This is a genomic window from Candidatus Dorea massiliensis AP6 (assembly GCF_964245105.1).
GTDB classification, from domain to species: domain Bacteria; phylum Bacillota; class Clostridia; order Lachnospirales; family Lachnospiraceae; genus Laedolimicola; species Laedolimicola intestinihominis.
This window is the reverse complement of the sequence record NZ_CAXTKW010000016.1, coordinates 24,555-50,339: the sequence shown is the minus strand read 5'-3', so window position 1 is coordinate 50,339 and position 25,785 is coordinate 24,555. Positions and strand designations below refer to the sequence as shown.

20 protein-coding genes are annotated in these 25,785 nt (G+C 50.8%); 2 read left to right on the top strand and 18 right to left on the bottom strand.

From position 1 onward, the window contains the following. Position 1: 1 nt before the first annotated feature. The 9 genes from ACESZP_RS15385 to ACESZP_RS15345 form a co-directional block, all read right to left on the bottom strand. Positions 2-322 carry an ATPase gene (locus ACESZP_RS15385; protein WP_178039863.1) on the bottom strand — a complete coding sequence of 107 codons (321 nt, stop codon included), beginning with the start codon at positions 320-322 and terminating at the stop codon, positions 2-4. A gap of 281 nt (positions 323-603) precedes the next feature. Continuing rightward, on the bottom strand, positions 604-780 hold the full coding sequence (gene rpsU, locus ACESZP_RS15380) for a 30S ribosomal protein S21 (protein WP_004054229.1): 177 nt from the start codon (positions 778-780) through the stop codon (positions 604-606). Positions 781-933: 153 nt separating this feature from the next. Continuing rightward, on the bottom strand, positions 934-2,355 hold the full coding sequence (locus ACESZP_RS15375; RefSeq protein WP_499709580.1) for a rhamnulokinase: 1,422 nt from the start codon (positions 2,353-2,355) through the stop codon (positions 934-936). 24 nt (positions 2,356-2,379) lie between these two features. Beyond that, positions 2,380-3,144 (bottom strand): DeoR family transcriptional regulator, encoded by a 765-nt coding sequence (locus ACESZP_RS15370; protein WP_178039865.1) that lies wholly within the window; start codon positions 3,142-3,144, stop codon positions 2,380-2,382. Between the two features lie 186 nt (positions 3,145-3,330). Continuing rightward, a complete protein-coding gene (gene pflA, locus ACESZP_RS15365) occupies positions 3,331-4,068 on the bottom strand; it encodes a pyruvate formate-lyase-activating protein (protein ID WP_178039866.1) in 738 nt (245 codons plus the stop codon). Further along, entirely contained in the window at positions 4,055-6,307 is a 2,253-nt protein-coding gene (gene pflB, locus ACESZP_RS15360) for a formate C-acetyltransferase (protein WP_499709579.1), read from the bottom strand. Before pflB ends, pflA begins: the two co-directional genes overlap by 14 nt. 274 nt (positions 6,308-6,581) lie before the next feature. After that, complete coding sequence (locus ACESZP_RS15355) at positions 6,582-7,220, bottom strand: phosphoribosyltransferase (protein ID WP_499709578.1); 639 nt, start codon at positions 7,218-7,220, stop codon at positions 6,582-6,584. A gap of 246 nt (positions 7,221-7,466) precedes the next feature. After that, positions 7,467-11,015 carry a pyruvate:ferredoxin (flavodoxin) oxidoreductase gene (gene nifJ, locus ACESZP_RS15350; protein ID WP_499709577.1) on the bottom strand — a complete coding sequence of 1,183 codons (3,549 nt, stop codon included), beginning with the start codon at positions 11,013-11,015 and terminating at the stop codon, positions 7,467-7,469. Between the two features lie 12 nt (positions 11,016-11,027). Beyond that, positions 11,028-11,234 carry a hypothetical protein gene (locus ACESZP_RS15345; RefSeq protein ID WP_440322942.1) on the bottom strand — a complete coding sequence of 69 codons (207 nt, stop codon included), beginning with the start codon at positions 11,232-11,234 and terminating at the stop codon, positions 11,028-11,030. Positions 11,235-11,341: 107 nt separating this feature from the next. Between ACESZP_RS15345 and ACESZP_RS15340 the strand changes: the two genes are divergently transcribed. Beyond that, complete coding sequence (locus ACESZP_RS15340; protein WP_178039871.1) at positions 11,342-11,563, top strand: hypothetical protein; 222 nt, start codon at positions 11,342-11,344, stop codon at positions 11,561-11,563. Positions 11,564-11,660: 97 nt separating this feature from the next. On the opposite strand, the gene dnaJ is transcribed toward ACESZP_RS15340, so the two are convergent. The 4 genes from dnaJ to hrcA form a co-directional block, all read right to left on the bottom strand. Continuing rightward, positions 11,661-12,824 (bottom strand): molecular chaperone DnaJ, encoded by a 1,164-nt coding sequence (dnaJ, locus tag ACESZP_RS15335; RefSeq protein ID WP_178039872.1) that lies wholly within the window; start codon positions 12,822-12,824, stop codon positions 11,661-11,663. Between the two features lie 217 nt (positions 12,825-13,041). Continuing rightward, positions 13,042-14,916, bottom strand: a complete 1,875-nt coding sequence (gene dnaK, locus ACESZP_RS15330; protein ID WP_499709576.1) for a molecular chaperone DnaK — start codon at positions 14,914-14,916, stop codon at positions 13,042-13,044. A gap of 44 nt (positions 14,917-14,960) precedes the next feature. Beyond that, on the bottom strand, positions 14,961-15,566 hold the full coding sequence (grpE, locus tag ACESZP_RS15325; protein ID WP_499709575.1) for a nucleotide exchange factor GrpE: 606 nt from the start codon (positions 15,564-15,566) through the stop codon (positions 14,961-14,963). A 16-nt stretch (positions 15,567-15,582) separates the two neighbouring features. Next, complete coding sequence (gene hrcA / locus ACESZP_RS15320) at positions 15,583-16,617, bottom strand: heat-inducible transcriptional repressor HrcA (protein WP_499709603.1); 1,035 nt, start codon at positions 16,615-16,617, stop codon at positions 15,583-15,585. A 454-nt stretch (positions 16,618-17,071) separates the two neighbouring features. Between hrcA and clpB the strand changes: the two genes are divergently transcribed. Further along, positions 17,072-19,654 (top strand): ATP-dependent chaperone ClpB, encoded by a 2,583-nt coding sequence (gene clpB, locus ACESZP_RS15315; protein ID WP_178039875.1) that lies wholly within the window; start codon positions 17,072-17,074, stop codon positions 19,652-19,654. A gap of 70 nt (positions 19,655-19,724) precedes the next feature. Here clpB and ACESZP_RS15310 read toward each other — a convergent pair whose 3' ends face one another. The 5 genes from ACESZP_RS15310 to ACESZP_RS15290 form a co-directional block, all read right to left on the bottom strand. After that, positions 19,725-21,617, bottom strand: a complete 1,893-nt coding sequence (locus tag ACESZP_RS15310; RefSeq protein WP_499709573.1) for an ATP-binding protein — start codon at positions 21,615-21,617, stop codon at positions 19,725-19,727. Between the two features lie 28 nt (positions 21,618-21,645). Further along, positions 21,646-23,040 carry an MATE family efflux transporter gene (locus ACESZP_RS15305; protein WP_499709572.1) on the bottom strand — a complete coding sequence of 465 codons (1,395 nt, stop codon included), beginning with the start codon at positions 23,038-23,040 and terminating at the stop codon, positions 21,646-21,648. Beyond that, positions 23,037-23,567 (bottom strand): phosphatase PAP2 family protein, encoded by a 531-nt coding sequence (locus ACESZP_RS15300; RefSeq protein WP_499709571.1) that lies wholly within the window; start codon positions 23,565-23,567, stop codon positions 23,037-23,039. The genes ACESZP_RS15305 and ACESZP_RS15300 overlap by 4 nt, the downstream gene beginning before the upstream one ends. Before the next feature lies 1 nt (position 23,568). Next, positions 23,569-23,799, bottom strand: coding sequence for a hypothetical protein (locus ACESZP_RS15295; protein WP_178039878.1), 231 nt, complete (start codon positions 23,797-23,799; stop codon positions 23,569-23,571). 74 nt (positions 23,800-23,873) lie between these two features. Then, entirely contained in the window at positions 23,874-25,778 is a 1,905-nt protein-coding gene (locus ACESZP_RS15290; RefSeq protein WP_499709570.1) for a glycosyltransferase family protein, read from the bottom strand. Between the last annotated feature and the right edge of the window lie 7 nt (positions 25,779-25,785).

Sequence of the window (25,785 nt, the reverse complement as noted above, 5' to 3'; positions counted from 1 at the left end):
CCTATTCTCCTATCATCTTATCAAAAATCGCAGCCGCCAGCTTCTCGTGATTCTGGCTGTACTCCGCATCCATGGCCGCCAGTTCCCGGTCGGTCTCCTGCTTCATCTTCAGAAGCTCATTTTCCGCTTCCAACCGAAGCTTCTCATTCAGAGTCTTCAGCTTCTCCTGCGTCTGCGCGTCAATCTCCTTATCAAAGGCCTGTGTCTTCGCCTCGTACTCAGCCGCGATCTGCTTCTTCTGCTCTGCCGCCTTCTCCTCCAGAGCCACTGCCGCGCTCTCGATCTCAGAAAGCCTGCCAAGCACTGCTTCCATCTGCTCCATGCAAATCCCTCCTGTCTCGTCATAGTCTTTGAATCGAAACTATACTATACCCTTTTCTCCAAAAAAGCTATAGCAAAAAGCACCTAAAATGTAACATTTTCCATCATCATTTTCTACAAATTCATGTATAAATTGCCATATTTTCGGCATTTTGCCCCACCCATAAAATTCCCTCTTTTCGGTTATTCCGGATAATGATACATTTTACACACTTGTGTGTAATTTCCCCTGTTAGAGAAAAAATTCCCCGACGGTAAAGTCGAGGAATTTCATGCACAATATTAGTTGTATTTACGCTTTCTAGCCGCTTCAGATTTCTTCTTACGTCTTACGCTCGGTTTCTCGTAATGCTCTCTCTTACGGATCTCCTGCTGAATGCCTGCCTTTGCACAGTTTCTCTTAAAACGACGCAGAGCGCTATCTAAAGTCTCGTTCTCTTTTACGATTACATTTGACATAGTATCACACCTAACCTCCCTCCAGTTGTGTATTGTGCATTAGACAACTGTCTGGGTATTTTACCTTCGAATTAACAAAGGTATCCTTGCACACATAAGATTATAGTGGCTTCGTCGGTTTCTGTCAACACTTTTTTCATCGGATTTCGGATTTTACGGCTCGTAAATCTTCACGTCGAAGGAATTCCGGATAATGTCACGCCCGGCCTGTACATCCTTTACTTCACCCATGGCTACCAGCTGTACAATACTGTTGCCCAGAACAGATCCCTCTACCGGTCCTGCCATCACGCGCTTGCCGGTCTTCTTCGCGGTCAGCTCGCAGAGCAGCTGATCCTGGATGCCGCCGCCCACCATATTGATGCAGGTGACGGTTTTGCCGGTGATCTCTTCCATATACTGGATGGACTTACGGTACTCCTCAGTCAGACCGTTGTAGATGGCCATGGCCATCTCGCCCAGTCCCTCCGGGGTGCCCTGGCCGGTCTCCCGGCAGTAGCCGATGATCTCCTTCATCATATTTAAGGGCGCTGTGAAGCGGGGATCCTTCGGATTAATCGTGAAGTCCTGACGCTTGGCAGCCCGTGCCTCGCGGATGATATCCGGGAAGCTTACCTCGCCCTCGAACTCACACCAGTTGCGGCGCAGATTCTGCATAATCCACAGTCCGTTGATATTCTTCAGGAACTGGATCTTGCCGTCGATACTGCCCTCATTGGTGTAGTTATATTTATAGGAAGCTTCATTTAAAATCGGCTCATCCAGTACCATGCCAAGCAGGGACCAGGTGCCGCAGCTTAAGAAGGCCGCGTCGTCGGACTCCAGCGGAGCGCCCGCTACGGCGGAAGCCGTATCATGGCTGCCCACCGCAATGACCTTTACGCCCTTAAGTCCGGTCTCCTCCTCCACCTCGGGAAGCAGATCGCCGATAACGGTACCCGGCATGACAATATCGCCGAACATTTCCTTATTCAGGCCAAGCTTCTCGATGAGATCATAATCCCACTGCCGCTTTCTGGCGTCCAGAAGCTGAGAGGTGCTGGCAAAGGTATACTCGGAATACATGATACCCGTCAGGAAATAGCCGAACAGCTCCGGCATGAACAAGATACGCTTCGCGTTGTCCAGAATCACCGGGCGCATCTTCTTCTCCGCGTAGAGTTGGAAAATGGAGTTGAAATACATGAACTCGATACCGGTGCGGTTATAGAGTTCTTCCAGCGGAATGATTTTTCCAATTTCTTCCAGCATTCCATCGGTACGGGAATCACGGTAGTTCACCGGATTGCCGATGAGGTTGCCGTCCTTATCAAAGAGACCGTAGTCCACGCCCCAGGTGTCAATAGCCAGAGACTGAATCGGCACCTTTTTCGCTGCCGCCTTCTTCAGTCCCTGTTTCAGCTCATGGTACAGACCAAACAGATCCCAGTAAATATGTCCCCCCACGCGGACCTCATGGTTTGGGAAACGGTGCAGCTCCTCAAGCGTAAGCTTCCCGTCCTCCAGCTTACAGAGCACCATACGTCCGCTGGACGCTCCGAAATCAAAGGCCAGATTGTAAATCTTCTCTCCCATAATGAAATACCTTTCCTTTCTCTTTTATTCCTGTGTGACCAGATGAACCCCCTGTTCTTCCAGAAAACTCAGCCATTCCGCTGACGGCTTCCGGTCGGTCACAATGACATCTCCCTTTTTCAGCATCATGGATTTCACAAAGGAAACCCGGTCAAACTTACTGCTGTCCACGGCCAGAATCGCCGTATCCGCGCAGTTATACATGGCAATCTTGATATCGCTGTCCAGCTCGTTGGAATCGGTCATGCCCTCCTTCATGTCGATGCCCTTGCAGGAAAAGATGGCCTTATCCACGTGGTAGCCGTTCAGTACCTTCTGAGCCGCGTTGCCCACCAGGGACAGGGAGCTCTCGTTCAGATTGCCTCCCGTGGAAATCACCTGGATGCCCTCGTGTCCGGCCAGCTCGATCAGTACCTCCACCGAATTCGTGATGACGGTGAGCTTATTCATTTCCTTTAGTTCCTTGGCGATCATCAGTGAGGTCGAGGACGCGTCCAGCATGATCCGGTCGCCCTCCTCCACCAGGCCCGCCACCAGGCCCGCGATAATCTGCTTCTCGTCCCGGTTGGTCTTCTCCCGGATACGGAGGGGCATATCCACGTTCTTATTCTTATTCAGAACCGCTCCTCCGTAGGTTCTCTTCACAAAGCCCTCGATCTCCAGCTTCTCCAGATCGCGCCGAATGGTTTCATCTGTTACATCGTACCGTTTACTCAGCTCGGAAACGAGAACCCGCTGTTCTTTTTGTAATATGGCAAGGATTTCATTTTTCCGCTCAATGGCAAGCATCTTCTTTCCTCCTTGTAGTTTTTCTTTTGAAACATATAGTGTTATTATATCATGCTTTATTTTGTTTTTGTAGTAGTTTTTCTTGGTTTTTAGTTGAAAATATTACAAATTCAACACGATAGTCTTAGGAATTTCCTATTGCATAAAAAACCGATGGCAGAAAAATCTGCACATCGGTTTTTTACCTTATCTCTGTTTCCCGCAGCCCAGAATCTCTTCTGCCTGCCGAACCCGCTCCGGTTCCGGCGGTCGGATTCCTTCCAGTGGATATTTGATACCCATATTTTCCCATTTAAAAACTCCCAGGGTATGATAGGGCAAAACCTCTATTCGTTCCACGTTCGCAAGCGTTTCAGTAAAAGCTCTGAGCGCCTGCAGATCCTCGACAAAATCGCTCCTCTCCGGCACCAGCACATGCCGGATCCAGACTGGCTTTCCGATCTCGGAAAGATAGCGGGCAAACTCCAGGATATTGTCGTTTTCCCTGCCCGTCAGTCTCCGGTGCCGTTCCGGATTCATTTCCTTCAGATCCAACAACAGTAAATCTGTTACCTTCATCAGCTCTTCCAGTTTTCCGAAAAACGGTTCTTCTCTGGTAAATGGCTGTCCTGCCGTATCAAGGACGGTATGAATGCCCTTTTCCTTCGCCAGGGCGAAAAATTCCAGCAGGAAATCCATTTGCAGCAAAGGTTCGCCGCCGCTGACGGTGACGCCCCCTTCTGTACCCCAGTAATTCCGGTAGCGCAAAGCTTTTGAAAGCAGCTCCTCTGCCGTGTATATCGTTCCGCCCTGTTCCTCCCAGGTGTCGGGATTGTGACAGAACTGGCAGCGCATCCGACATCCCTGAAGAAAGATCACATACCTCACTCCCGGGCCATCAGCAGCCCCGAAGCTTTCCAGGGAATGTACCTTACATGTGGTCATGGCAGGTTCTCGCAATCACATCCAGCTGCTGCTCATGGGTCAGGTCAATGAATTTCACCGCATAGCCGGATACACGGATGGTAAAGTTCGCGTACTCTTCCTTCTCCGGGTGCTCCATGGCGTCAATGAGCTTCTCTTTGCCGAATACGTTGACATTCAGATGGTGCGCACCCTGATCGAAATAGCCGTCCATCACGGATACCAGGTTCTTCTTCTGTTCCTCCTCGCTGTGTCCGAGAGCACCCGGGTTGATGGTCTGGGTATTGGAGATACCGTCCAGCGCATACTCATAGGGCAGCTTCGCCACAGAATTCAGAGAAGCCAGCAGGCCGTTCTGCTCTGCGCCATAGCTGGGGTTCGCACCCGGTGCCAGCGGCTCGCCTGCACGGCGTCCGTCCGGCATATTGCCGGTGGCCTTGCCGTATACCACGTTGGAGGTAATGGTCAGGATCGAGGTAGTCGCCTCGGAATTCCGGTAGGTGTGACGTTTTTTAAGCTTCTCCAGGAAGGTCTTCAGGAGCCATACCGCGATATTGTCCGCACGGTCATCGTCGTTGCCGTAGCGCGGAAAATCGCCCTCTACCTCATAGTCTACAATCAGGCCTTCCTCATCCCGGATGGCTCTTACCTTTGCGTAACGGATAGCGCTTAAGGAGTCTACCACATGGGAGAAGCCTGCGATACCGGTGGCAAAAGTACGGCGCACATCGGTGTCGATAAGAGCCATTTCCGCCGCCTCGTAGTAATATTTATCATGCATATACTGAATGGCGTTCAGGGTATTCACATACAGGCCAGCCAGCCAGTCCATCATCCTGTCGTACTTGCGGATAACCTCGTCGTACTCCAGGTACTCGCCCTGGTACGGCGCGTACTCCGGTCCTACCTGCTCGCGGCTCTTGGCATCGCGGCCACCGTTCAGGGCGTAAAGCAGGCACTTGGCCAGGTTCGCGCGGGCTCCGAAGAACTGCATTTCCTTACCGGTCTGTGTCGCGGATACGCAGCAGCAAATGGAGTAGTCGTCGCCCCATACCGGCCGCATCACATCGTCATTCTCATACTGAATGGAGCTGGTCCGCACCGAGATGGCCGCCGCATATTCCTTGAAGGCCTTCGGCAGGCGGGAGGAATAAAGGACAGTCAGGTTCGGCTCCGGGCTCGGTCCCATATTTTCCAGGGTATGCAGGAAACGGTAGTCGCTCTTGGTCACCATGGAGCGACCATCCATGCCCATGCCTGCCACCTCCAAGGTCGCCCATACCGGGTCGCCGGAGAACAGCTGATTGTAGGACGGAATTCTGGCGAACTTCACCATTCTGCACTTCATGACAAAATGGTCTACCAGCTCCTGTGCCTCTGCCTCAGTCAGGGTGCCATTTGCCAGATCACGCTCCAGATAGATGTCCAGGAAAGTGGATACACGGCCTACACTCATAGCTGCTCCGTTCTGGGTGCGGATGGCTGCCAGATAGCCGAAGTACAGCCACTGTACAGCCTCTCTTGCGTTGGCAGCCGGCTCAGAAATATCGAAGCCGTAGGACGCCGCCATCACTTTCATCTCTTTCAGGGCACGAATCTGCTCTGCCAGCTCTTCCCGCTGACGGATAACCTCATCGAACATAGTTCCGTCACCGCAGTTGGCGAAGTCTTCTTCCTTCTTTGCAACCAGGAAGTCAATACCATAGAGCGCCACTCTACGATAATCACCTACGATACGGCCGCGGCCATAGGTATCCGGAAGTCCTGTGATAATCTTATTATGACGGGCTTTCTTCATCTCCGGTGTGTATACATCGAATACCGCCTGGTTGTGCGTCTTATGATATTTGGTAAAAATCTCATGAAGCTTTTCAGAAGGCTCATACCCGTAAGTTGTGCAGGCCTGCTCCGCCATCTTGATACCGCCATAGGGCATGAACGCGCGTTTCAGCGGCTTGTCCGTCTGAAGTCCTACGACCTTTTCCAGCTCCTTCTTTTCTTCTACAATATATGCCGCCGGGTAGGCTGTGATACCGGATACTATCTCTGTCTCCATATCGAGGACGCCGCCCTTGGCGCGCTCCTCCTTCTGAAGCTTCTGCAGCTCGCCCCAGAGCTCTTCGGTGGCATTTGTCGGCCCCTCCAGAAACGCCTCATCGCCCTCATAGGATGTATAGTTGTTCTGAATGAAGTCTCTTACATTCACGTCTTCTTTCCAGTGTCTTCCACGGAAGCCATTCCATGCTGCCTTTTCTGTCATGTTTTTCCTCCTTGCATAACAAACAGTTTCTGTTATTCCTCACCAATTAGTTTCCTCTAACCAGGTAAAACTTTAACAGAATTCCGAGTAAAACACAAGGAATTCCATGCAAGTTCTTTGTTCTTTATGATGTACAAGAAAAATTTGGGAGAGCTCGGAGAAAATAGAAGTTTTTTTGCATAAAAATTTATCGCACTGCGGCGGAAATGTAGTATGTCGCATAGGAGACCCGCCGCAGGCGCAGAATCCTGTTTTGCAGGATTCCATCTCATCTTTACAATTTGCTGTAACCGTAGGTATTCACGATGGCGTCCACTCTCTCCTGCTTCTGGCACAGGGGGCAGTCACGGAAGCTGTAGGTCTGATAATCCGGCATATCCTTCCGGGTGAAAATGGCGTTGACCGGAATGGAATGCGCCTTATCTACCGCGCTGAAAATCGCGTTGATGGCGCTGATTTTTCCGCCGTAATATTCGATACACTCAATGCTCTGATTCAGGGTTTTTCCGGTGGTCGCTGTAGCCAGCAGCAGCAGGATATTCTTATCCTTTACCATCAGCTGCATATTGTCACGGAAAATCAGCTGGCCGCCGGTATGGAATTCCGGGGTAGCGATATAGATGGTCTTATGCTCATTGATAGAACGGACTCCGGCTTTGGTCAGCTCCTCTGCCAGATATGCCCCGATCACTTCACAGCCATCCAGACATACGATGGTGTCCACAATACTGTAGTTGGAGTAATAGGCCAGCAGCCTCGCTGCCGCCTGGGCTTCATTCTGGCGCGCCTTCAGTGTGGTCAGGTCAATGTAATAATTGATGTGGGAATGATTTGTGGCGAAATGACCCGGAATCACCTTCAGCGCCACAGCCGGATCAGCCTTTGCATACACCTTAAACATTCTTGCTTCCATAAAATTCCCCCTTTTATGTTTGATTTATGCTGCTATTGTATCATATTTTCCTCGATTTTCATAATATTTTTTCACTCTTTTTACAACTATTATATTTTTCTGATATTTTGACCACTTACTTTTACGGAACAGGAAATTCCAGCGGAATTCTCTGTTCCGTAAAAAATCCGGCAGAAACACGATTTCCCGTATTTCTGCCGGATTCTCATTTATCTCGTTATGCTTTTTGGCATGCCGACGAAAGGATTACTCCTCTGTCTTTTTCGGAGCGTACAGCTCGCCCAGGCTCTTCAGATACTCGTATCTTGCCTTCGCGTTCTCCTCAGCCTCTGCGAACAGCTTCTCAGCTCTTTCCGGATTAGCACGTACCAGAGAGTTGTAACGAACCTCTCCGTTCAGGAACTCCTTGTAGTCGCCTGTCGGCTCCTTGCTGTCCAGAGTGAACGCGCTCTTGCCCTCAGCCGGAGCTGCCGGGTTGAAGCGGAAGCAGTGCCAGTAACCAGCCTTAACAGCCAGCTCTTCCTCTGTCTGAGCCTTGCTCATGCCCTTCTTGATACCATGGTTGATACACGGAGCGTAAGCGATGATCAGGGACGGTCCCGGATATGCCTCTGCCTCTGCGATTGCCTTTACACACTGGTTGTAATCAGCGCCCATAGCGATGGAAGCAACATATACATAGCCATAGCTCATAGCGATGGAAGCCATATCTTTCTTCTTAACTTCCTTACCAGCTGCAGCGAACTGTGCGATAGCACCGGTCTGGGTAGACTTGGATGCCTGTCCGCCTGTGTTGGAATATACCTCGGTATCGAATACCATGACGTTGATGTCCTTGCCGCTTGCAAGTACGTGGTCTACACCGCCGAAGCCGATATCGTATGCCCAGCCGTCACCACCGAAGATCCACTGAGACTTCTTAGCCAGGAAGTCCTTATCCTTCAGAATCTCCTTTGCTGCGTCGCATCCGCAAGCTTCCAGAGCTGCTACCAGCTTGTCAGTAGCTGCGCCGTTGGTAGCGCCTACGCCGTAGGTGTCCAGCCACTCCTGTGCTGCTGCCTTTACATCATCACCGGCAGTCTCCATGAGAGCCTCAACCTTAGCCTTCAGTCCGCCTCTGACAGCATTCTGAGCCAGGCTCATACCGTAACCGAACTCAGCCGCATCCTCGAACAGGGAGTTGGACCATGCAGGACCCTGACCCTTCTGGTTTACGGTGTACGGTGTGGACGGTGAGGAGTTACCCCAGATAGAGGAGCATCCTGTTGCGTTTGCGATGTACATTCTGTCACCGAACAGCTGTGTGATCAGCTTTGCGTACGGTGTCTCGCCGCAGCCACCGCATGCGCCTGAGAACTCAAGCAGCGGAGTCTTGAACTGGCTTCCCTTTACGGTAGCCGGCTTGAACTTCTCGATTACATCGGTCTTCTCCGGCAGGGTTACTGCATAGTCGAAGCCCTTCTGCTCTGCGATATTTGCTTCCATGTTCTCCATAGCCAGTGCCTTCGCACCCTTCTTACCCGGGCAGACATTTACACAGGAGCCGCATCCGGTACAGTCAAGTGCGGATACTACCATAGAGAACTTGTAATCTGCCATACCAGTCATCGGAACAACCTTCATGGTCTCCGGAGCTGCAGCTGCCTCAGCCTCTGTCAGGGCTACCGGACGGATAACTGCGTGCGGGCAGACATAAGAACAACGGTTACACTGGATACAGTTCTCCGGATTCCATACCGGGATATCTACTGCAATACCACGCTTCTCATAAGCAGAGGAACCGCTCGGTGTAGTACCGTCTACGTAATCCTTGAATGCGGATACAGGCAGACTGTTACCTTCCTGTGCGTTTACCTTTGCCTGAATATCATTTACAAAGTTTACAACGTCGCCGCGGCCGTTCTCTGCATGTGTGAAGTCCAGTCCCTCGTCAGCTGCATTCTTCCAGCTCTCCGGAACGGTAATCTCAACAACCTGCTTAGCGCCTGCGTCGATAGCGTCGTAGTTCATCTGAACGATGGCGTCACCCTTTCTGCCATAGGTAGCCTTTGCAGCAGCCTTCATCAGCTCAATAGCCTGCTCCTCCGGAATGATGTTCGCCAGCTTGAAGAATGCAGACTGCAGAACGGTGTTGATACGTCCGCCCAGTCCGATCTCCTTACCAATCTTGATACCATCAATTACATAGAACTTGATGTTGTGGTTTGCGATAAAGCTCTTTACCTGGCCCGGCAGATGCTTCTCGATAGCTTCCATATCCCACGGGCAGTTCAGCAGGAAAGTACCGCCGTCTACCAGCTCCTGTACCATGTTGTACTTACGTACATAGGACGGATTGTGGCATGCTACGAAGTTTGCCTTGTGAATCAGATATGTAGACTTAATCGGGCTCTTACCGAAACGAAGGTGGGACATGGTCACACCGCCGGACTTCTTAGAGTCATAATCAAAGTAAGCCTGAGCGTACATATCTGTATTGTCGCCGATGATCTTGATGGAGTTCTTGTTCGCACCTACGGTACCGTCAGCGCCCAGTCCCCAGAACTTACAGTTGATGGTTCCTGCCGGAGTGGTTACCAGCGGAGCGCCTGTCTCAAGAGAAAGTCCTGTAACATCATCTACAATACCGATGGTGAACTTCTGCTTGGTATCATTCTTGTATACAGCAACGATCTGTGCCGGTGTGGTATCCTTGGATCCCAGTCCGTAACGGCCTGTGAATACCGGTGTATCGTTGAACTTGGTTCCCTTCAGGGCTGCTACTACATCCAGGTACAGCGGCTCGCCAAGAGCGCCCGGCTCCTTGGTTCTGTCAAGAACGGTAATCTTCTTTACGCTCTCCGGGATAGTTGCTACCAGTGCCTCTGCGCTGAACGGACGGTACAGACGTACCTTTACAACGCCGACCTTCTCGCCTGCTGCTACCAGATAGTCGATGGTCTCTTCGATGGTATCGCATACAGAACCCATAGCTACGATAACGTGCTCTGCATCTGCTGCTCCGTAGTAGTTGAACAGCTTGTAGTCTGTTCCGATCTTCTCATTTACTTTATCCATGTACTCCTGTACGATAGCCGGCATAGCATCGTAGTAGGAGTTACATGCCTCTCTTGCCTGGAAGAAGATATCCGGGTTCTGTGCAGAACCTCTCTGGCAGGGATGGTTCGGGTTCAGGGCATTCTTTCTGAACGCGTCGATGGCATCCATGTCAACCATATCCTTCAGATCTTCGTAATCCCATGTCTCGATCTTCTGGATCTCATGAGATGTACGGAATCCGTCGAAGAAGTTGATGAACGGAATCTTACCCTTGATCGCTGCGCAGTGTGCAACCGGAGTCAGGTCCATAACTTCCTGTACACTGGACTCACAGAGCATTGCAACACCGGTCTGACGACAGGCATATACGTCGGAATGGTCACCGAAGATGGACAGTGCGTGGCTTGCAAGCGCACGAGCGGATACGTTGAATACGCCCGGAAGCTGCTCACCAGCTACTTTGTAAAGGTTCGGGATCATCAGAAGAAGTCCCTGAGATGCTGTGAAGGTAGTGGTCAGAGCACCTGCTGCCAGAGATCCGTGAACAGCACCTGCTGCTCCAGCCTCAGACTGCATCTCGGTAACCTGTACGGTCTGTCCGAAGATATTGGTTCTTCCCTGTGTAGCCCACTCGTCAGTAGCTTCTGCCATAACAGATGACGGTGTAATCGGATAGATAGCTGCAACATCAGAGTACGCATATGATACATGCGCTGCTGCATGGTTTCCATCCATGGTCTTCATTTTTCTAGCCATGATATTTCCTCCTTATTTTATCAGCCCTGGCAAGGCATTTTTGATATCTTCATACATAGCTGATTGTAACATATTGGTTGGCGGTTGTCCATTTGATTGTTGTATTTTTTGATGTACATTTGCGGATTCTGAGAATTTTTGTTGTACATTGTCACGATAATTTTTCCACATAGCAGACAGCTTTTTCTGTCTCTTATTGTCCGGTTTTGTCTTTCCCATATTTTTCCTTGATTTGTTTGAATTTGTATGGTATTGTGAATTTATTGTACGGGATACCGGCTTTCTGACAATTCCTGTATAAAATGTAATGAAAGAGAGATTCCCGAATGACCGATGAATATTATGAGCTGATTTATGATAAGGCGCGCTCCTACGGAATTGCGGAAGGGAAGGCAGAATGTATTCTGGAGACCCTGTCCGATTACGGAGAAGTACCCTTACGGATCCGCGAGCAGATTCTGACCCAGCGAAACAGCGCGCAGCTGAACCGGTGGTTTTCGCTGGCCCGGCAGGTACATACCATAGACGCCTTTACGAACCGGATGTAAGCGAAATGTCGCAGCACTCCCTTTATTTCTCAGGATCGCAAAACAGCGTGTTATCAGAAATGAGATAACACGCTGTCTCTTTTTATCTTACGCCGGATTACTCGTCCAGCGCCTCTTTCATTTTATCAAAAAAGCCTTTCTTTCCTTTACCCGGCTTCTCCGGATTCTTACCGTTCACAATATCATCGTAAGCGCGCAGGGCTTCTTTCGCATCCTTACTTAAATCTGTCGGCACCTGTACCACCAACGTCACATAATGATCGCCGCGGGTGTTCTTATTGCGCAGGGACGGTACGCCCTTGCCTTTCAGACGCACGCGGGTGTCGGTCTGGGTTCCGGCCTTCACATCATACTCCACCTCACCATCCACGGTCTTGATGCGGACGGTGCCGCCGAGCGCCGCCGTGGCGAAGCTGATGGGAGCCGTGGAGTAGATATTCATATCCTGCCGCTGGAAAATCGGGTGACGGGCCACGATAACCTCAACCAGCAGATCGCCTCTGGGACCGCCGTTAACCCCCGGCTCTCCCTTTCCACGGATACGGATGCTCTGGCCGTTGTCGATACCTGCCGGTACCGTAACAGAAATCTTTTTCTTGCTGGCAATATAACCGGTGCCGTAGCAGTCCGGACACTTTTCTTTGATGATTTTACCGGTTCCGTTACAATCCGGACAGGGACGCACGTTCTGCACCATGCCGAACATGGACTGCTGGGTGTATACCACCTGTCCCTTGCCGCCGCATTTCGGACAGGTCACCGGGGAGGTACCCGGCTTCGCGCCGGTTCCATGGCAGCTGCTGCACTCATCCTTCAAAGTCAGCTCGATCTCCTTATCACAGCCAAAAACTGCTTCCTCGAAGGTCACGCGTACCTGGGTACGTAGGTTTGCCCCCTGCATGGGACCATTGTTGGCACGTCTGCCGCGGCCGCCGCCGAAGAGATCACCGAAGATGTCTCCAAAGATATCTCCCATATCCGCGCCATTGAAATCAAAGCCGCCATAGCCGCCCGCACCGCCTGCGCCTCCTTCAAATGCCGCATGACCAAACTGGTCGTACTGACGTCTCTTGTCCGGATCGCTTAAGACTGCGTACGCCTCGGAAGCCTCTTTGAATTTCACTTCCGCTTCTTTATCGCCGGGGTTCATATCCGGGTGGTATTTCTTTGCCAGCTGACGGTACGCCTTCTTAATAGTGGCATCGTCCGCGTTCTTGTCTACGCCCAGAACCTCGTAGTAATCTCTCTTCTGCTCTGCCATTTTTTCTATCTTCCTTTATACCTTTTCTCAATTGCTTTGCGGTAAAGCCTCTAAAGGAATCCTGTTTTGCAGGATTCTTCGCCTGGAAGGCTTCTTGCATATCAGATTTCTGATATGCAAGAAAGGCTCCTTCGAGCCTTTCTTGGATTCTTTTCTTTCAAGCCTGCCTTTCAATATAGCGCAACGCCCATTTTCTGTCAAGCCTGATTCTTTTTTATTAAACCTCTCTGTAGTCGCCGTCTACGACATCGTCAGAAGCGCCTGCGCCTGTTCCGGCACCTGCTCCCATATCCGGTTCTGCCTGGCCTGCCGCACCCTGTGCTGCCTGTGCCTGCTCATAAACCTTTGCGAATACCTTCTGTGCCGCGTTCATCAGCTTTTCCTTGCCGTTCTTCAGCTCGTCAAGGTCTGCGTCAGAGATATCTGCCTGATCCTTGGTTCTCTCCAGAACTGCCTTCAGGGAAGTAAGCTCTGCCTCTACTGCGGACTTGTCAGCCGGGTCAACCTGTGCGCCGACCTCTTCCAGTGCCTTCTCGGTCTGGAATACCATGGAGTCCGCGTCGTTTCTCGCGTCGATAGCCTCTTTCCGCTTCTTATCCTGAGCCTCGAACTCAGCAGCTTCCTTCACTGCCTTGTCGATATCGCTGTCGGACATGTTGGAGCCGGCGGTGATGGTGATATGCTGCTCCTTGCCGGTGCCCAGATCCTTTGCGGATACATTTACAATACCGTTTGCATCGATATCGAAGGTAACCTCAATCTGCGGAACACCACGTCTTGCGGGCGGGATTCCATCCAGACGGAACTGGCCGAGAGACTTGTTGTCCTTTGCGAACTGACGCTCACCCTGTACGACGTTGATATCTACGGCTGTCTGGTTGTCAGCTGCGGTAGAGAAGATCTGGCTCTTCTTGGTCGGGATGGTTGTGTTACGCTCAATCAGACGGGTTGCGATACCGCCCATGGTCTCGATGGACAGAGACAGCGGTGTAACATCCAGAAGAAGGATATCGCCTGCGCCTGCGTCGCCTGCCAGCTTACCACCCTGAATGGAAGCACCGATAGCTACGCACTCATCCGGGTTCAGAGATTTGCTGGGCTCATGGCCGGTCAGCTGTTTTACCTTGTCCTGTACAGCCGGAATACGTGTGGAACCGCCTACCAGCAGTACCTTGCCAAGCTCGGAAGCTGTAATGCCTGCATCCTTCAGCGCTGCCTGAACCGGTCCTGCGGTACGCTCTACCAGGTCATGGGTCAGCTCGTCGAATTTCGCTCTTGTCAGGTTCATATCGAAGTGCTTCGGTCCCTCAGCAGTTGCTGTAATGAACGGAAGGTTGATGTTGGTTGTGGTTGCGCTGGAAAGCTCCTTCTTCGCCTTCTCAGCTGCCTCTTTCAGTCTCTGCATTGCCATCTTGTCGCCGGACAGGTCTACACCCTCTGTACGCTTGAACTCAGCAAGCATGTAATCTACAACCTTCTTATCGAAGTCGTCGCCGCCCAGACGGTTGTCGCCTGCGGTAGCCAGAACCTCAATAACGCCGTCGCCAATCTCAATGATAGATACATCGAAGGTACCGCCGCCCAGGTCGTATACCATGATCTTCTGCTCTTTCTCATTGTCCAGGCCGTATGCCAGTGCCGCAGCGGTCGGCTCGTTGATGATACGCTTTACATCCAGGCCTGCAATCTTACCTGCATCCTTGGTTGCCTGTCTCTGTGCGTCGTTGAAGTATGCCGGTACCGTAATAACTGCCTCGGTAACCTTCTCGCCCAGATAGTTCTCTGCGTCTGCTTTCAGCTTCTGCAGAATCATAGCGGAAATCTCCTGCGGAGTGTACTGCTTTCCGTCGATGTTTACTTTGTGGTCGGTACCCATCTCTCTCTTAATAGAAGAAATGGTTTTCTCGGAGTTGGTAACTGCCTGACGCTTTGCCGGCTCGCCTACCAGTCTCTCGCCTGTCTTTGTAAATGCCACTACAGACGGTGTGGTTCTTGCTCCCTCTGTATTTGCTACTACTACGGGCTTACCACCCTCCATAACTGCTACGCAGCTGTTTGTTGTTCCTAAGTCGATACCAATAATCTTGCTCATAATAGAGACCTCCTCAATGTATTCTGATTGTAAAATGTAATTTCTTAGTTTGCGACTTTTACCATGCTGTGACGGATTACCGTATCCTTATACATGTAACCCTTCTGGAATTCCTCGGCTACTACATTTTCACCAAGTTCTTCATCCTCCACGTGCATCACTGCGTTGTGGTAATTCGGATCGAATTCCCCGCCTACTGCCGCAATGGGTTCTACACCCAGATCGGTCAGAGTGGTCATCAGCTGGCTGTATATCTTATCCATACCTACGATGACCGGATTTTCTTTCTGATCCTCAGGTACAGATGCAAGACCGCGTTCAAAATTGTCTACCACCGGAAGGATTTTCTCGATGACATCCCGGGCTCCCACTTCATACATGTGGGACTTCTCCTTCTCGGTTCTCTTTCGGAAGTTATCGAATTCGGCCATCTGACGCTTTACGCGATCCTCCAGCTCCTCGATTTTCTCTTCCATCTTGTCTTTTTTCTTTTTCTTCTTCAGCATCTCAGGCTCCTCGACCGCTTCTGTCTCCTCCGGTTTCTCGCCGCCGGTGCTTTCTTTTTCTTCGGAAGCTTCTGCTGCTTTCACAGTTTCTTCTTCCTTTGCTTCTTTATTCTGAAGCTCTTCGTTTTTGATTTCCTGTTCCACGGGTTTTTGCCCCTTTCTATTTCTTATTTCTATTGTAAATCTCGTCCAGCTGCTCAGTCAGGGTCTTCAGCGTCTTCAATACATTCTCGTAATCCATCCGCTTGGGACCGATGATTCCGATGGTTCCCTGCAGGCCCTCGCCCAATTCGTAAGTAGCGGTGACTACACTGCAGTCCTTCATGGACTGTATGGGTGTCTCCTGTCCGATGTAAACCTGGATGCCTTTGCTGTCACTGTTCTCCAGTGTCTGATTTACCAGGTCAGACAGCTGCTGCTTTTCCTCGAAGGTGCTGATCAGCTCGCTTGCTTTGCCGTTATCGGAAAGCTCCGGATAGCGGAAGATGTTGGTCGCTCCTGAGGTATATATCTCTACCTCGTCCTCGGAGTGGATGACTTCTGCCACCGCGTCGATGACGCTACCCACCAGCTCGCTGTGGATACCTGCCTGCTCTTTCAGATTCTGAATCATCGCCAGATTAATTTCCTCAATGGACAGGCCGTTCAGTACACTGTTCAACAGGATGTTCAGCTTCAGGACTGTCTCCTGGTCAAGCTCCTCGGTCACGTCGATGACTTTGTTGCGGACGATGTTTCCTTCTATCATAATAACTGTAAGGATCTGCGTCGCGTTGACTTTGGAGAGCTGGATGAACTTCAGCTTGTTCCTGTGATAGGTGGGGGCGGATACCATGGTGGCATAGTTGGTATTAGCTGCCAGAACTTTTACCACCTGCTTCAATACCTGCTCCATCTTATCGCTTCGCTCAATCATCAAGTCTTTCAGTTCCTGTACCTCGTGATTCTTCTCTTCCAGAATATGATCCACGTATAAGCGGTATCCTTTATCGGAAGGAATCCGTCCGGCTGAGGTATGGGGCTGCACGATGTAACCCATCTCCTCCAGGTCTGACATTTCATTTCGAATCGTCGCGGAGCTCAGATTCAAATCTGAGTATTTTGAAATGGTTCTGGAACCTACCGGCTCGCCCGTCTCCATATAGTTACGGATGATTGCCTGAAGGATTTTCTGTTTTCTCTCATCCAGTTCCATTTCGTTCACCTCTTCTTTACTGGTTTCTTTTCATTTCTTTGTTGCTTTTTATCTATTAGCACTCTGCCCTCTCGAGTGCTAACATTAAGATAGCACTATGATTTTGGTTTGTCAAGCGGGTTTATAGTTTTTTTAGAAATCTTTTTTGCTTTCCTTTATATAAGGTAAGAAAAACGGACGGAGAGAAAAAGAACCGGGGCGGGCTTACCCTCACCATCCCCCGTTTTGCACTATATAATTAAGTAGTCTGACACTTTATAGATTTTTTATAAATTATTTTCAAAAAAGTACTTGATCTTTTCTTTCAGCAGTGTTATAAATGGGTACAGAAAAAGAAAAAGGCCCTGTATCAGATATGGAAATGTATTTGATGCCGGGACTTTCTTTTTTATATTTTATTATTTTAACAACATATTTTACCAATAGAACTTAGAAGAAGAAAGGAGTCAGATTTATGAACATCAGCAAATTTACACAGAAATCCATTCAAGCTGTAAATGACCTGGAAAAGCTGGCCTATGAGTATGGCAATCAGGAGATTGAACAGGAACATCTTCTGATGAGTCTGCTCCGTCAGGAGGACAGTCTGATTTTGAAGCTCGTCGCGAAGATGGGCATCGACCAGAATCTGTTTCTGAACGGCGTGGAACAGGCATTAAATAAAAGAGTCAAGGTTTCCGGCGGACAGCCCTATATCGGTCAGTATTTAAATAAGGTACTGATCAGCGCTGAGGATGTGGCAAAGCAGATGGGCGATGAGTACGTCTCTGTAGAGCATCTGTTTCTGGCCATGTTAAATGACCCCAGTCCTTCCATGAAGGAGCTGTTCCGGGAATACGGCATTACCAAGGATCGTTTTCTGCAGGCACTGTCCTCTGTGAGAGGCAACCAGCGCGTAACCAGTGACAATCCGGAGGCTACCTATGATACCTTAAGTAAATATGGTTCTGACCTGGTGGAAAAGGCACGGGATCAGAAGCTTGACCCGGTCATCGGCCGTGACGCGGAGATCCGGAATGTGATTCGGATTCTGTCCCGTAAGACCAAGAATAACCCAGTTTTAATCGGTGAACCCGGCGTCGGCAAGACCGCCGTTGTGGAGGGTCTGGCACAGCGTATCGTGCGGGGCGATGTACCGGAGGGTCTGAAGGACAAGAAGGTATTTTCCCTGGATATGGGCGCGCTGGTGGCCGGTGCCAAGTACCGCGGCGAGTTTGAGGAGCGTCTGAAAGCCGTTCTGGAGGAGGTTCGGAAGAGCGAGGGCAAGATCATCCTCTTCATCGATGAGCTGCACCTGATTGTGGGCGCAGGCAAGACCGACGGAGCTATGGATGCCGGCAATATGCTGAAGCCTATGCTGGCCCGTGGCGAGCTGCACTGCATCGGCGCGACCACTCTGGATGAGTACCGTCAGTACATTGAGAAGGATCCGGCGCTGGAGCGTCGTTTCCAGCCGGTTATGGTGGATGAGCCGACGGTGGAAGATACCATTTCTATCCTGCGTGGTCTGAAAGAGCGTTATGAGGTATTTCACGGTGTGAAAATCACGGACGCCGCCCTCGTAGCTGCCGCTACCCTCTCCAACCGTTATATCTCCGACCGTTTTCTGCCGGATAAGGCCATTGACCTGGTGGATGAAGCCTGCGCTCTGATTAAGACGGAGCTGGATTCCATGCCGACGGAGCTGGATGAGCTGCGGCGTAAGATTATGCAGCTGGAGATCGAGGAAGCGGCCCTGAAGAAGGAGACTGATCACTTGAGTCAGGAGCGTCTGGAGCACCTGCAAAAAGAGCTTGCGGAGCTGCGCGACCAGTTCAATACGCAGAAGGCTCAGTGGGATAATGAAAAGACTTCCGTGGAGCGTCTGCAGAAGCTCCGTGAGGAGATTGAGGATATCAATAAGCAGATTCAGACTGCCCAGCAGAATTACGACCTGAATAAGGCCGCTGAGCTGCAGTATGGCAAGCTGCCTGCTCTGCAGAAGGAGCTTTCTGAGGAAGAGGAGAAAATCAGCAAAAAGGATTTGTCTCTGGTTCACGAAGCCGTTACTGAGGATGAGATTTCCCGTATCGTGTCCCGTTGGACCGGTATTCCGGTGGCAAAGCTGACTGAGAGTGAACGGAACAAGACCCTGCATCTGGATGACGAGCTGCATAAGCGTGTCATCGGCCAGGATGAGGCGGTAACGCTGGTATCTGAAGCGATTATTCGTTCCAAGGCCGGTATCAAGGATCCGACGAAGCCCATCGGTTCGTTTCTGTTCCTCGGACCTACCGGTGTGGGTAAGACCGAGCTTGCGAAGGCTCTGGCTGCCAGCCTCTTTGACGACGAATCCAATATGGTGCGTATCGATATGAGTGAGTACATGGAGAAGTATTCTGTGTCCCGTCTTATCGGAGCTCCTCCCGGATATGTAGGCTACGAGGAGGGCGGTCAGCTGACGGAGGCTGTTCGCAGGAAGCCCTATTCCGTTGTCCTGTTTGATGAAATTGAAAAGGCCCATCCGGACGTATTCAATGTACTCTTACAGGTACTGGACGACGGACGTATCACCGATTCGCAGGGACGGACCGTGGACTTTAAGAACACGATTCTGATTATGACCTCGAATATCGGTTCCTCCTATCTGCTGGACGGCATCGACGAGAACGGCAGCATCAAGCCGGAGGCTCAGACTCTGGTTATGAATGACCTGCGCGCTCATTTCCGTCCGGAATTTCTGAACCGACTGGATGAGACCATTCTCTTCAAGCCGCTGACCAAGAGCAACATCACGCGGATCATTGATTTGTTACTGAAGGAACTGAATGAGCGTCTGGCTGACCGGGAGCTTTCTCTGGAGCTGACCGACGCTGCCAGGACCTTCATCGCAGACCACGGCTTCGATCCGGTCTATGGCGCCCGTCCGCTGAAACGGTATATGCAGAAGCATGTGGAGACGCTGGCTGCCAAGTTAATTCTGGGCGGTGAGATTTCCACCGGAGCAACCATTGTGATTGATGTGGAGGGCGACGGCCTGACTGCAAGAGTCAAATAATTTCTGAATTGAAGAACTCGCGGATGACCAAAAGGTCATCCGCGAGTTCTTTTGTAAAAATAAGAATCTTCTATTTTTTCTTCACATACCCATAAATCATCCGCGCCAGCTTCCCGTAATCCAGCGGCTTACTTAAGTGTTCGTTGACGCCCGCCTCCCGGCTTTTCTCAATATCTTCCGTGAAGGCATTGGCGGTCATGGCAAAGATGGGAATGGACGCTGCGTCCGGCCGCTCCATGGCACGTATCTGCTTCGTAGCCATAAGACCATTCATCACAGGCATCATCACATCCATCAGAATGATATCGTAAGTCCCCGCCGGGCTTTCCCGGAATCGGTCGACCGCCTGCTGTCCGTCGCTGGCCCAGGTCACGGACGCGCCCTTTTCCTTCAGCATGGCTGCAGCGATTTCCATATTCAGCTCATTGTCCTCTACCAGAAGTACATGCAGACCGGACAAATCATCCTCTGTATTCTCCGCTTCTCTTTTCTTCTGTATCTCCTCTTTTCCTGTCTGCCGGAAATGAAACCGCAGCTGCACCGCCGTTCCTTCTCCGGGCTCACTTTCGATGGTCACAGTTCCGTCCATCAAATCCGTCAGCTTCTTTACAATCGCCAGGCCAAGTCCCGCGCCTGCAGCGCCGCCGACTGACGAGCTGCGTTCCTGTTCAAAGGCTTCAAAGATATGCTCCTGAAATTCTTTGCTGATACCGATCCCCGTATCCTGAATCCGGAACCCATATTCCGCAGTTCCATCGTTTCCCGGAACCTCCGTTGCAAAAAATATAATTTTACCGCCGGCCGGTGTAAACTTTACCGCATTATTGATGATATTAACCAGAATCCGCTGCAGCTTTCCTTCGTCACAGTGTACATACGGATCCGCCACTTCCTGCCAGATCGTAAGGGCAATTCCTTTCTGTTCGACAGACGGGAGAAATAGCGTTTCCATATCTTTCACCAGCGCCGTCAAATCAACATCACTTTCTTCCAGCTCCAGCTTGCCATTTTCAATCCGGGTCAGATCCAGTACATCGTTAATCAGATTCAGAAGCACCTGACCGGAATTCTTGATTTTTCCCACCGCATTGACTACCTGCGCCTTATCCCCGGGATTCCGGTCAATCATATCCGTGAATCCCAAAATGGCATTGATGGGAGTCCGGATATCATGGGACATATTTGCCAGAAAGATCGTTTTTACTTTTCCGGCCTCAACCGCCTGCCGTGACGCCTTCTTTTCCAGCTCCAACGCTTCCTTCAGACTTTCGTTATAGCGCTCTTCCTCCATGCTTTTCTGTCGATCCGCCATGAAAAGATACGCAAACAGCGTTCCCAGCACCAGACAGAAGGACTGGAACGGATAAGTCATCCGCAGGGGAATCAGGTATGTATTAGCCAGAATCGCCGCGAGCGGAATCGTAGACAGCAGCAGGGACTGCAAAAGATACGGCTCCTTTTCGTACATTTTATGGTAGAGAATATAAATGCCATTTATAAAAGCTTCCAGATAATAGAACAGATTGATGGCCGTAAAAAGTTCAAATCCTCTGCCCCGGACATAGTCTCCCGTGTCTGTGATATACCAGACATAGCCATTATCAGGGGACATTACAACCATGACAAGCAGAATGATAAGCGGAAGCTTCTCCACTATCTGAAACCACCGTCCATGAGGCACATTGATATAACTGCAGACAAACAGCTGCCATATGAACGGCGTGATCACATAGACCAGGAAAAACAGGAAGATAACAATCTGAAACCACGGCTCCTGATTTCTTCCCTCCAGAAAGCCGACCGCAAAGCCCGCGTCCAGCAACACATAGAGCACTACTGTGATATCCAGCACCTGATACATGCGCTTCATTTTCTCCTGCTTCATATCGTTGCAGATCTTCACGAATAAAATCAGCAGTATTATGATCATAAATACGGTACTGGTCAGATAATTGGCAACCATTTTTCACGCTCCAAAGACATTAATAGAATTATTGTACCATATTTCGGATATGAGAAAAAGACTTTTTTCGCCGCCCGTCTGATGGGGAACAGCTTTTCAGCCATCCATAGGCAATGGTACAGATCATCACGGACAGCATCGAACCCGCCGCCGTGGCAAGTCCCATGGGCAGGAGGCTCATGGGGAACAGCTTTGACATCAAATACGCGCCCGGAATACGCACCAGCACAATGGCCACAATATTGTGCAGGAAAGACAGCTCTGAACGTCCACAGGCACAGAAATAACCACTGAAGCTGAAATGAATTCCCGCAAACATACAGTCAAAAATATAACCACGGAAGTACCAGCCGCCCTGCATCACCACGGCTGCGTCCTTCGAGAACAGGCCGACCACCGGATTTGCGATAAACTGAACCAGAACCGCCATAAAAAGGCCAAACCCTGTAGCTATGAAGATGGCGTAACGCAGTGTCTTCCTTGCCCGCTCTTCCTCTCCGGCGCCGATATTCTGGGCGCAGAGAGCCGATACTGTAGACAGCATCGAAGAGGGCACCAGGAACACAAAGCTGATGATTTTCTCCACGATTCCCACCGCTGCCGCATCCGTGAGTCCGCGGCGGTTCGCGATAACGGTAATCAGGATAAAGGACACCTGAATCAGACCGTCCTGCATTGCCACCGGAAGACCAATGCGAAGAAGCTGTCCCATGGCTGTGCCCCTGGGCTTCAGATCTGATTTTTTCATGGTAAGTCCGGTATCCCGCCGCCTAATGGCCCAGAAGGCAATCAAAACACTGACTGTCTGAGACAGGGTCGTACCAAGGGCTGCGCCCGCAGGTCCCATATGGAAGGCTCCCATGAACAGATAATCTAATACGATATTGACGCCACAGGCGATGGCGATAAAGTACATAGGACTTTTCGAGTCACCCAGGCCCCGGAAAATGGAACTGATCACATTGTAGGCAGTGATAAAGGGAATACCGATAAAACAAATCGTCAGATACTGAATCGTACCTGCCACAGCCTCCTCCGGCGTGGAAATCAGCGCCACAATGGGCCGCACCAGCACTGTCAGCAACACCATCAGCGCCACCGATACGCCCAGGAACAGTACGACGGTATTGCCAATGGCCTCGCCGGCCCGCTTTTTATCCCGGGCTCCTACGGCCTGTCCGATACTGACCGTGGTTCCCATGGCCAGACCTACCAGAATCACAGTCAGCATATGCATCACCTGGCTTCCCAGAGACACCGCCGTGGTGGCTGCCGTTCCGTCAAACTGACCGATGATAAAAAGATCCGCCATGCCATACAGGGTCTGCAGAAAATAGGACAGCAGATAGGGCAGGGAAAAGTATAAAATATTGCTCAGCACGCTGCCGGAATTAAAATCTCGCGCTTTCTCACATTTTCTCATCGGAGCTTCCCTCCCGTCAGCTTCCAGGCCACAAATCCGGCCGCGCATCCGATCACCACTCCGCCCAGTACATCTGTGGGGAAATGTACCCCCAGATAAATCCGGGAAAATCCAATCAGCGACGCCACGATGAGCGCCGGTACTCCGATGCTGTGAGGCATGCCAAGAAACATGACCGACGCCACCGCAAAGGCCGCGCCCGTGTGTCCCGACGGGAAGGAATAGTCTGCCGGTTCCTGCACCAGAAGAATCAGATCCTCCAGAAGATGATAAGGCCGCACTCTGGCTACCCAGTTTTTCAAAAGCAGATTGACCGCCAGAAATTCCAGAATCATGGACACGGTGGCCGCCTCGCCCACCCTGCGCCATTTTGGCTGCAGAAGCAGTGCCAGGCAGGCCGCGATGGAGAGAAACCCTGCGTTTTCCAGTGAGGTGATGCACCACATCACCTTATTTTGCAACGGCCCCCGGATGCTATTCTGCAAAAACATCATGAAACGGTATTCCCATTCAAAAAATTTTTCCATCTCAGATCTCCGTAAAGGTGTATCGCTGCAAAAGCCCGGAGGTATTTACATGATAGACAACAGTTCCATCGGCCAGATCTTCCCGTTCAAAGGTGAAGTCCCGCTCTTTTTCGTGGTGTTTCCTTACATATTCTTCCAAATCATCAATAGGAACCTCCTCGATAAAGACGTCCCGCATCTGATTGTTGGCACACTCGTTGAAAATCTCATGAACAACTTCATATTCTTTCATTTGCAAATCCCCTTTCCCGGGCATAGCCCTCTCTCTTTTTCGCTGCCCGTCCTGTTCCCGTATAAGACCTCTGCTTAGTACGGCGGCCTGATATTCGGAATACAGTAGACCACAAAGGAATACAGCGACAATACCGCCGAGGTTCCCAACACAAGCTGAAACCACTTCGTCCTCGAAGTCTCCGGCTTTAATGCCGCCGCGTTGGCCGCGAAAATCAGCACCGGAACCATGTAGCGCCCCTGGGCCTGGAAATCAATGAACCAGGCATTGTAGAGCAATAGCGCGTAAGACACCAGCGCGCAGAAAAACAGAAGTCCCAGCTTCACCTTCCGCTCCCCGTGTCCCTTTTCCCGAAGCACAGAACCGCAGCAGCCGATGAGATACACCAGATACAGCGCCCCCATCAGCAGACAGTACCAGTCCGGACTGGGGAACTGGAGACTTCCGTAGGTTCCCACAAAGGAACGGAACGTGGTCTTGTGAAGTCCCATTTTAAATAGCAGCTCCGAAAGCCCCACGCCCTTGCCGTAGAGATTGAAGGCCGAGCTCTGCTCCGCAGGCGGTGAAGCCGGATTCAGCTTCGGAATCGCGATCTGCTCCTGAAGCGTAAGGAGCACCCGGTGCCGGTGAACGCCATAATGCAGAAATTCCGGAATATAACGGATTCCCAGGAACCCAAACGCGAAGCCCGCTACCCAGAGATAGCTGATCAACCGGTTCTTTTTCTCCTCCGCAGGCGCTGTGAAGAGATCCACCAGCAACATACAGAAGGCATAAATGGCGAACACATAGAAGTTCTGTTTGGACATGAAAATATTGGAAAACAAAAATCCCAGAAGCAATACCCGCCACCAGTCTGCTTTCTTCACGCCCCGTCTGCAAAGCTTCTGCAGCATACTGTCCGGTCTCGCCACCTGATAGAGCACCAGCACGCCCACCGCGTAGTCCATGGCGTCCGAGGTACAATAGGTATAGAGATACCAGATCTGGGGCGTCAGGAACATGACGGCCAGAAGCCAGCGGTTCTTTTTCAGGCTGCAGAAAATCAGATAAAAAAGCCCCGCCGCCATCAGCACGCTGAACAGCCGCACCGCATGCTCAAAGGTAAAAAGCCTCGCGATCTGAGCCGCAAAAATATAGAACAGGTCAAGCTCCGTAAGGCGCGCCGTTCCGAACACGGAATAGGCCGCCATCTCCAGATCTCTTGCGTCCGGAATCTTCCAGTGGGTAATGTAATACTGCACCGAATAGACCGCCTCAGACTCATCGGGGTTCACCAAATCAGAGCCTGTGAAAGCTCCGGTTACTATCAGAACCAGTGCCAGCAGCCCCGCTATATAAAATAACGTATCAGCTGCCAGGAAAAACCGTCCCTCCCGCTGCCGCCAGATTTTCCGCACATAGAATTCAGCCGCGGCCCAGACGAGTAAAAGCAGAGGCAGCAGATAAAAGACGCCGGTCCGCGCATAGCGCCCCGCCATTTCCTTATAAAACTCCCGGAACACATCCGTAGTCAGAAGCTGAGAATCATCGCCTGTGATATAAAGCCCCAAAGAGCCGCTGTTCGTCTCATACATCTGAACCTGATCGTTGGGCGAAAATGAAGCCAGAAGTTCTTCTCCGGAAAGCTCTCCTGCGTAAAAGCCATTAATAAAAAAGGCAATGTCCCTGATTTGAATCTCGTCATCCAAATTGTAATCAATTGGGTCCAGGCGTTTGAAGGTCTGTCCGTCGCGCCAGCGGATATCCCAGAAGAAAAAGCGGGCTTCGCCGGGCTTTTTATCGGCATTCTTTACGCTGTCCAGTCCCAGATTTTCCGTCGGGGAAGCAAAGACCTTGCAGTGATTGCCCGCCGTATAATCTTCTTTTTCAAAATCCACACGCATTTCTGTAAGTATGACCGACGGATAAAGCAGAAATCCGGCCAGCACCAGAACCAGTACCAGGGGCTTCCACCATTTTTTCAGCCACGTTTTCATATACTAA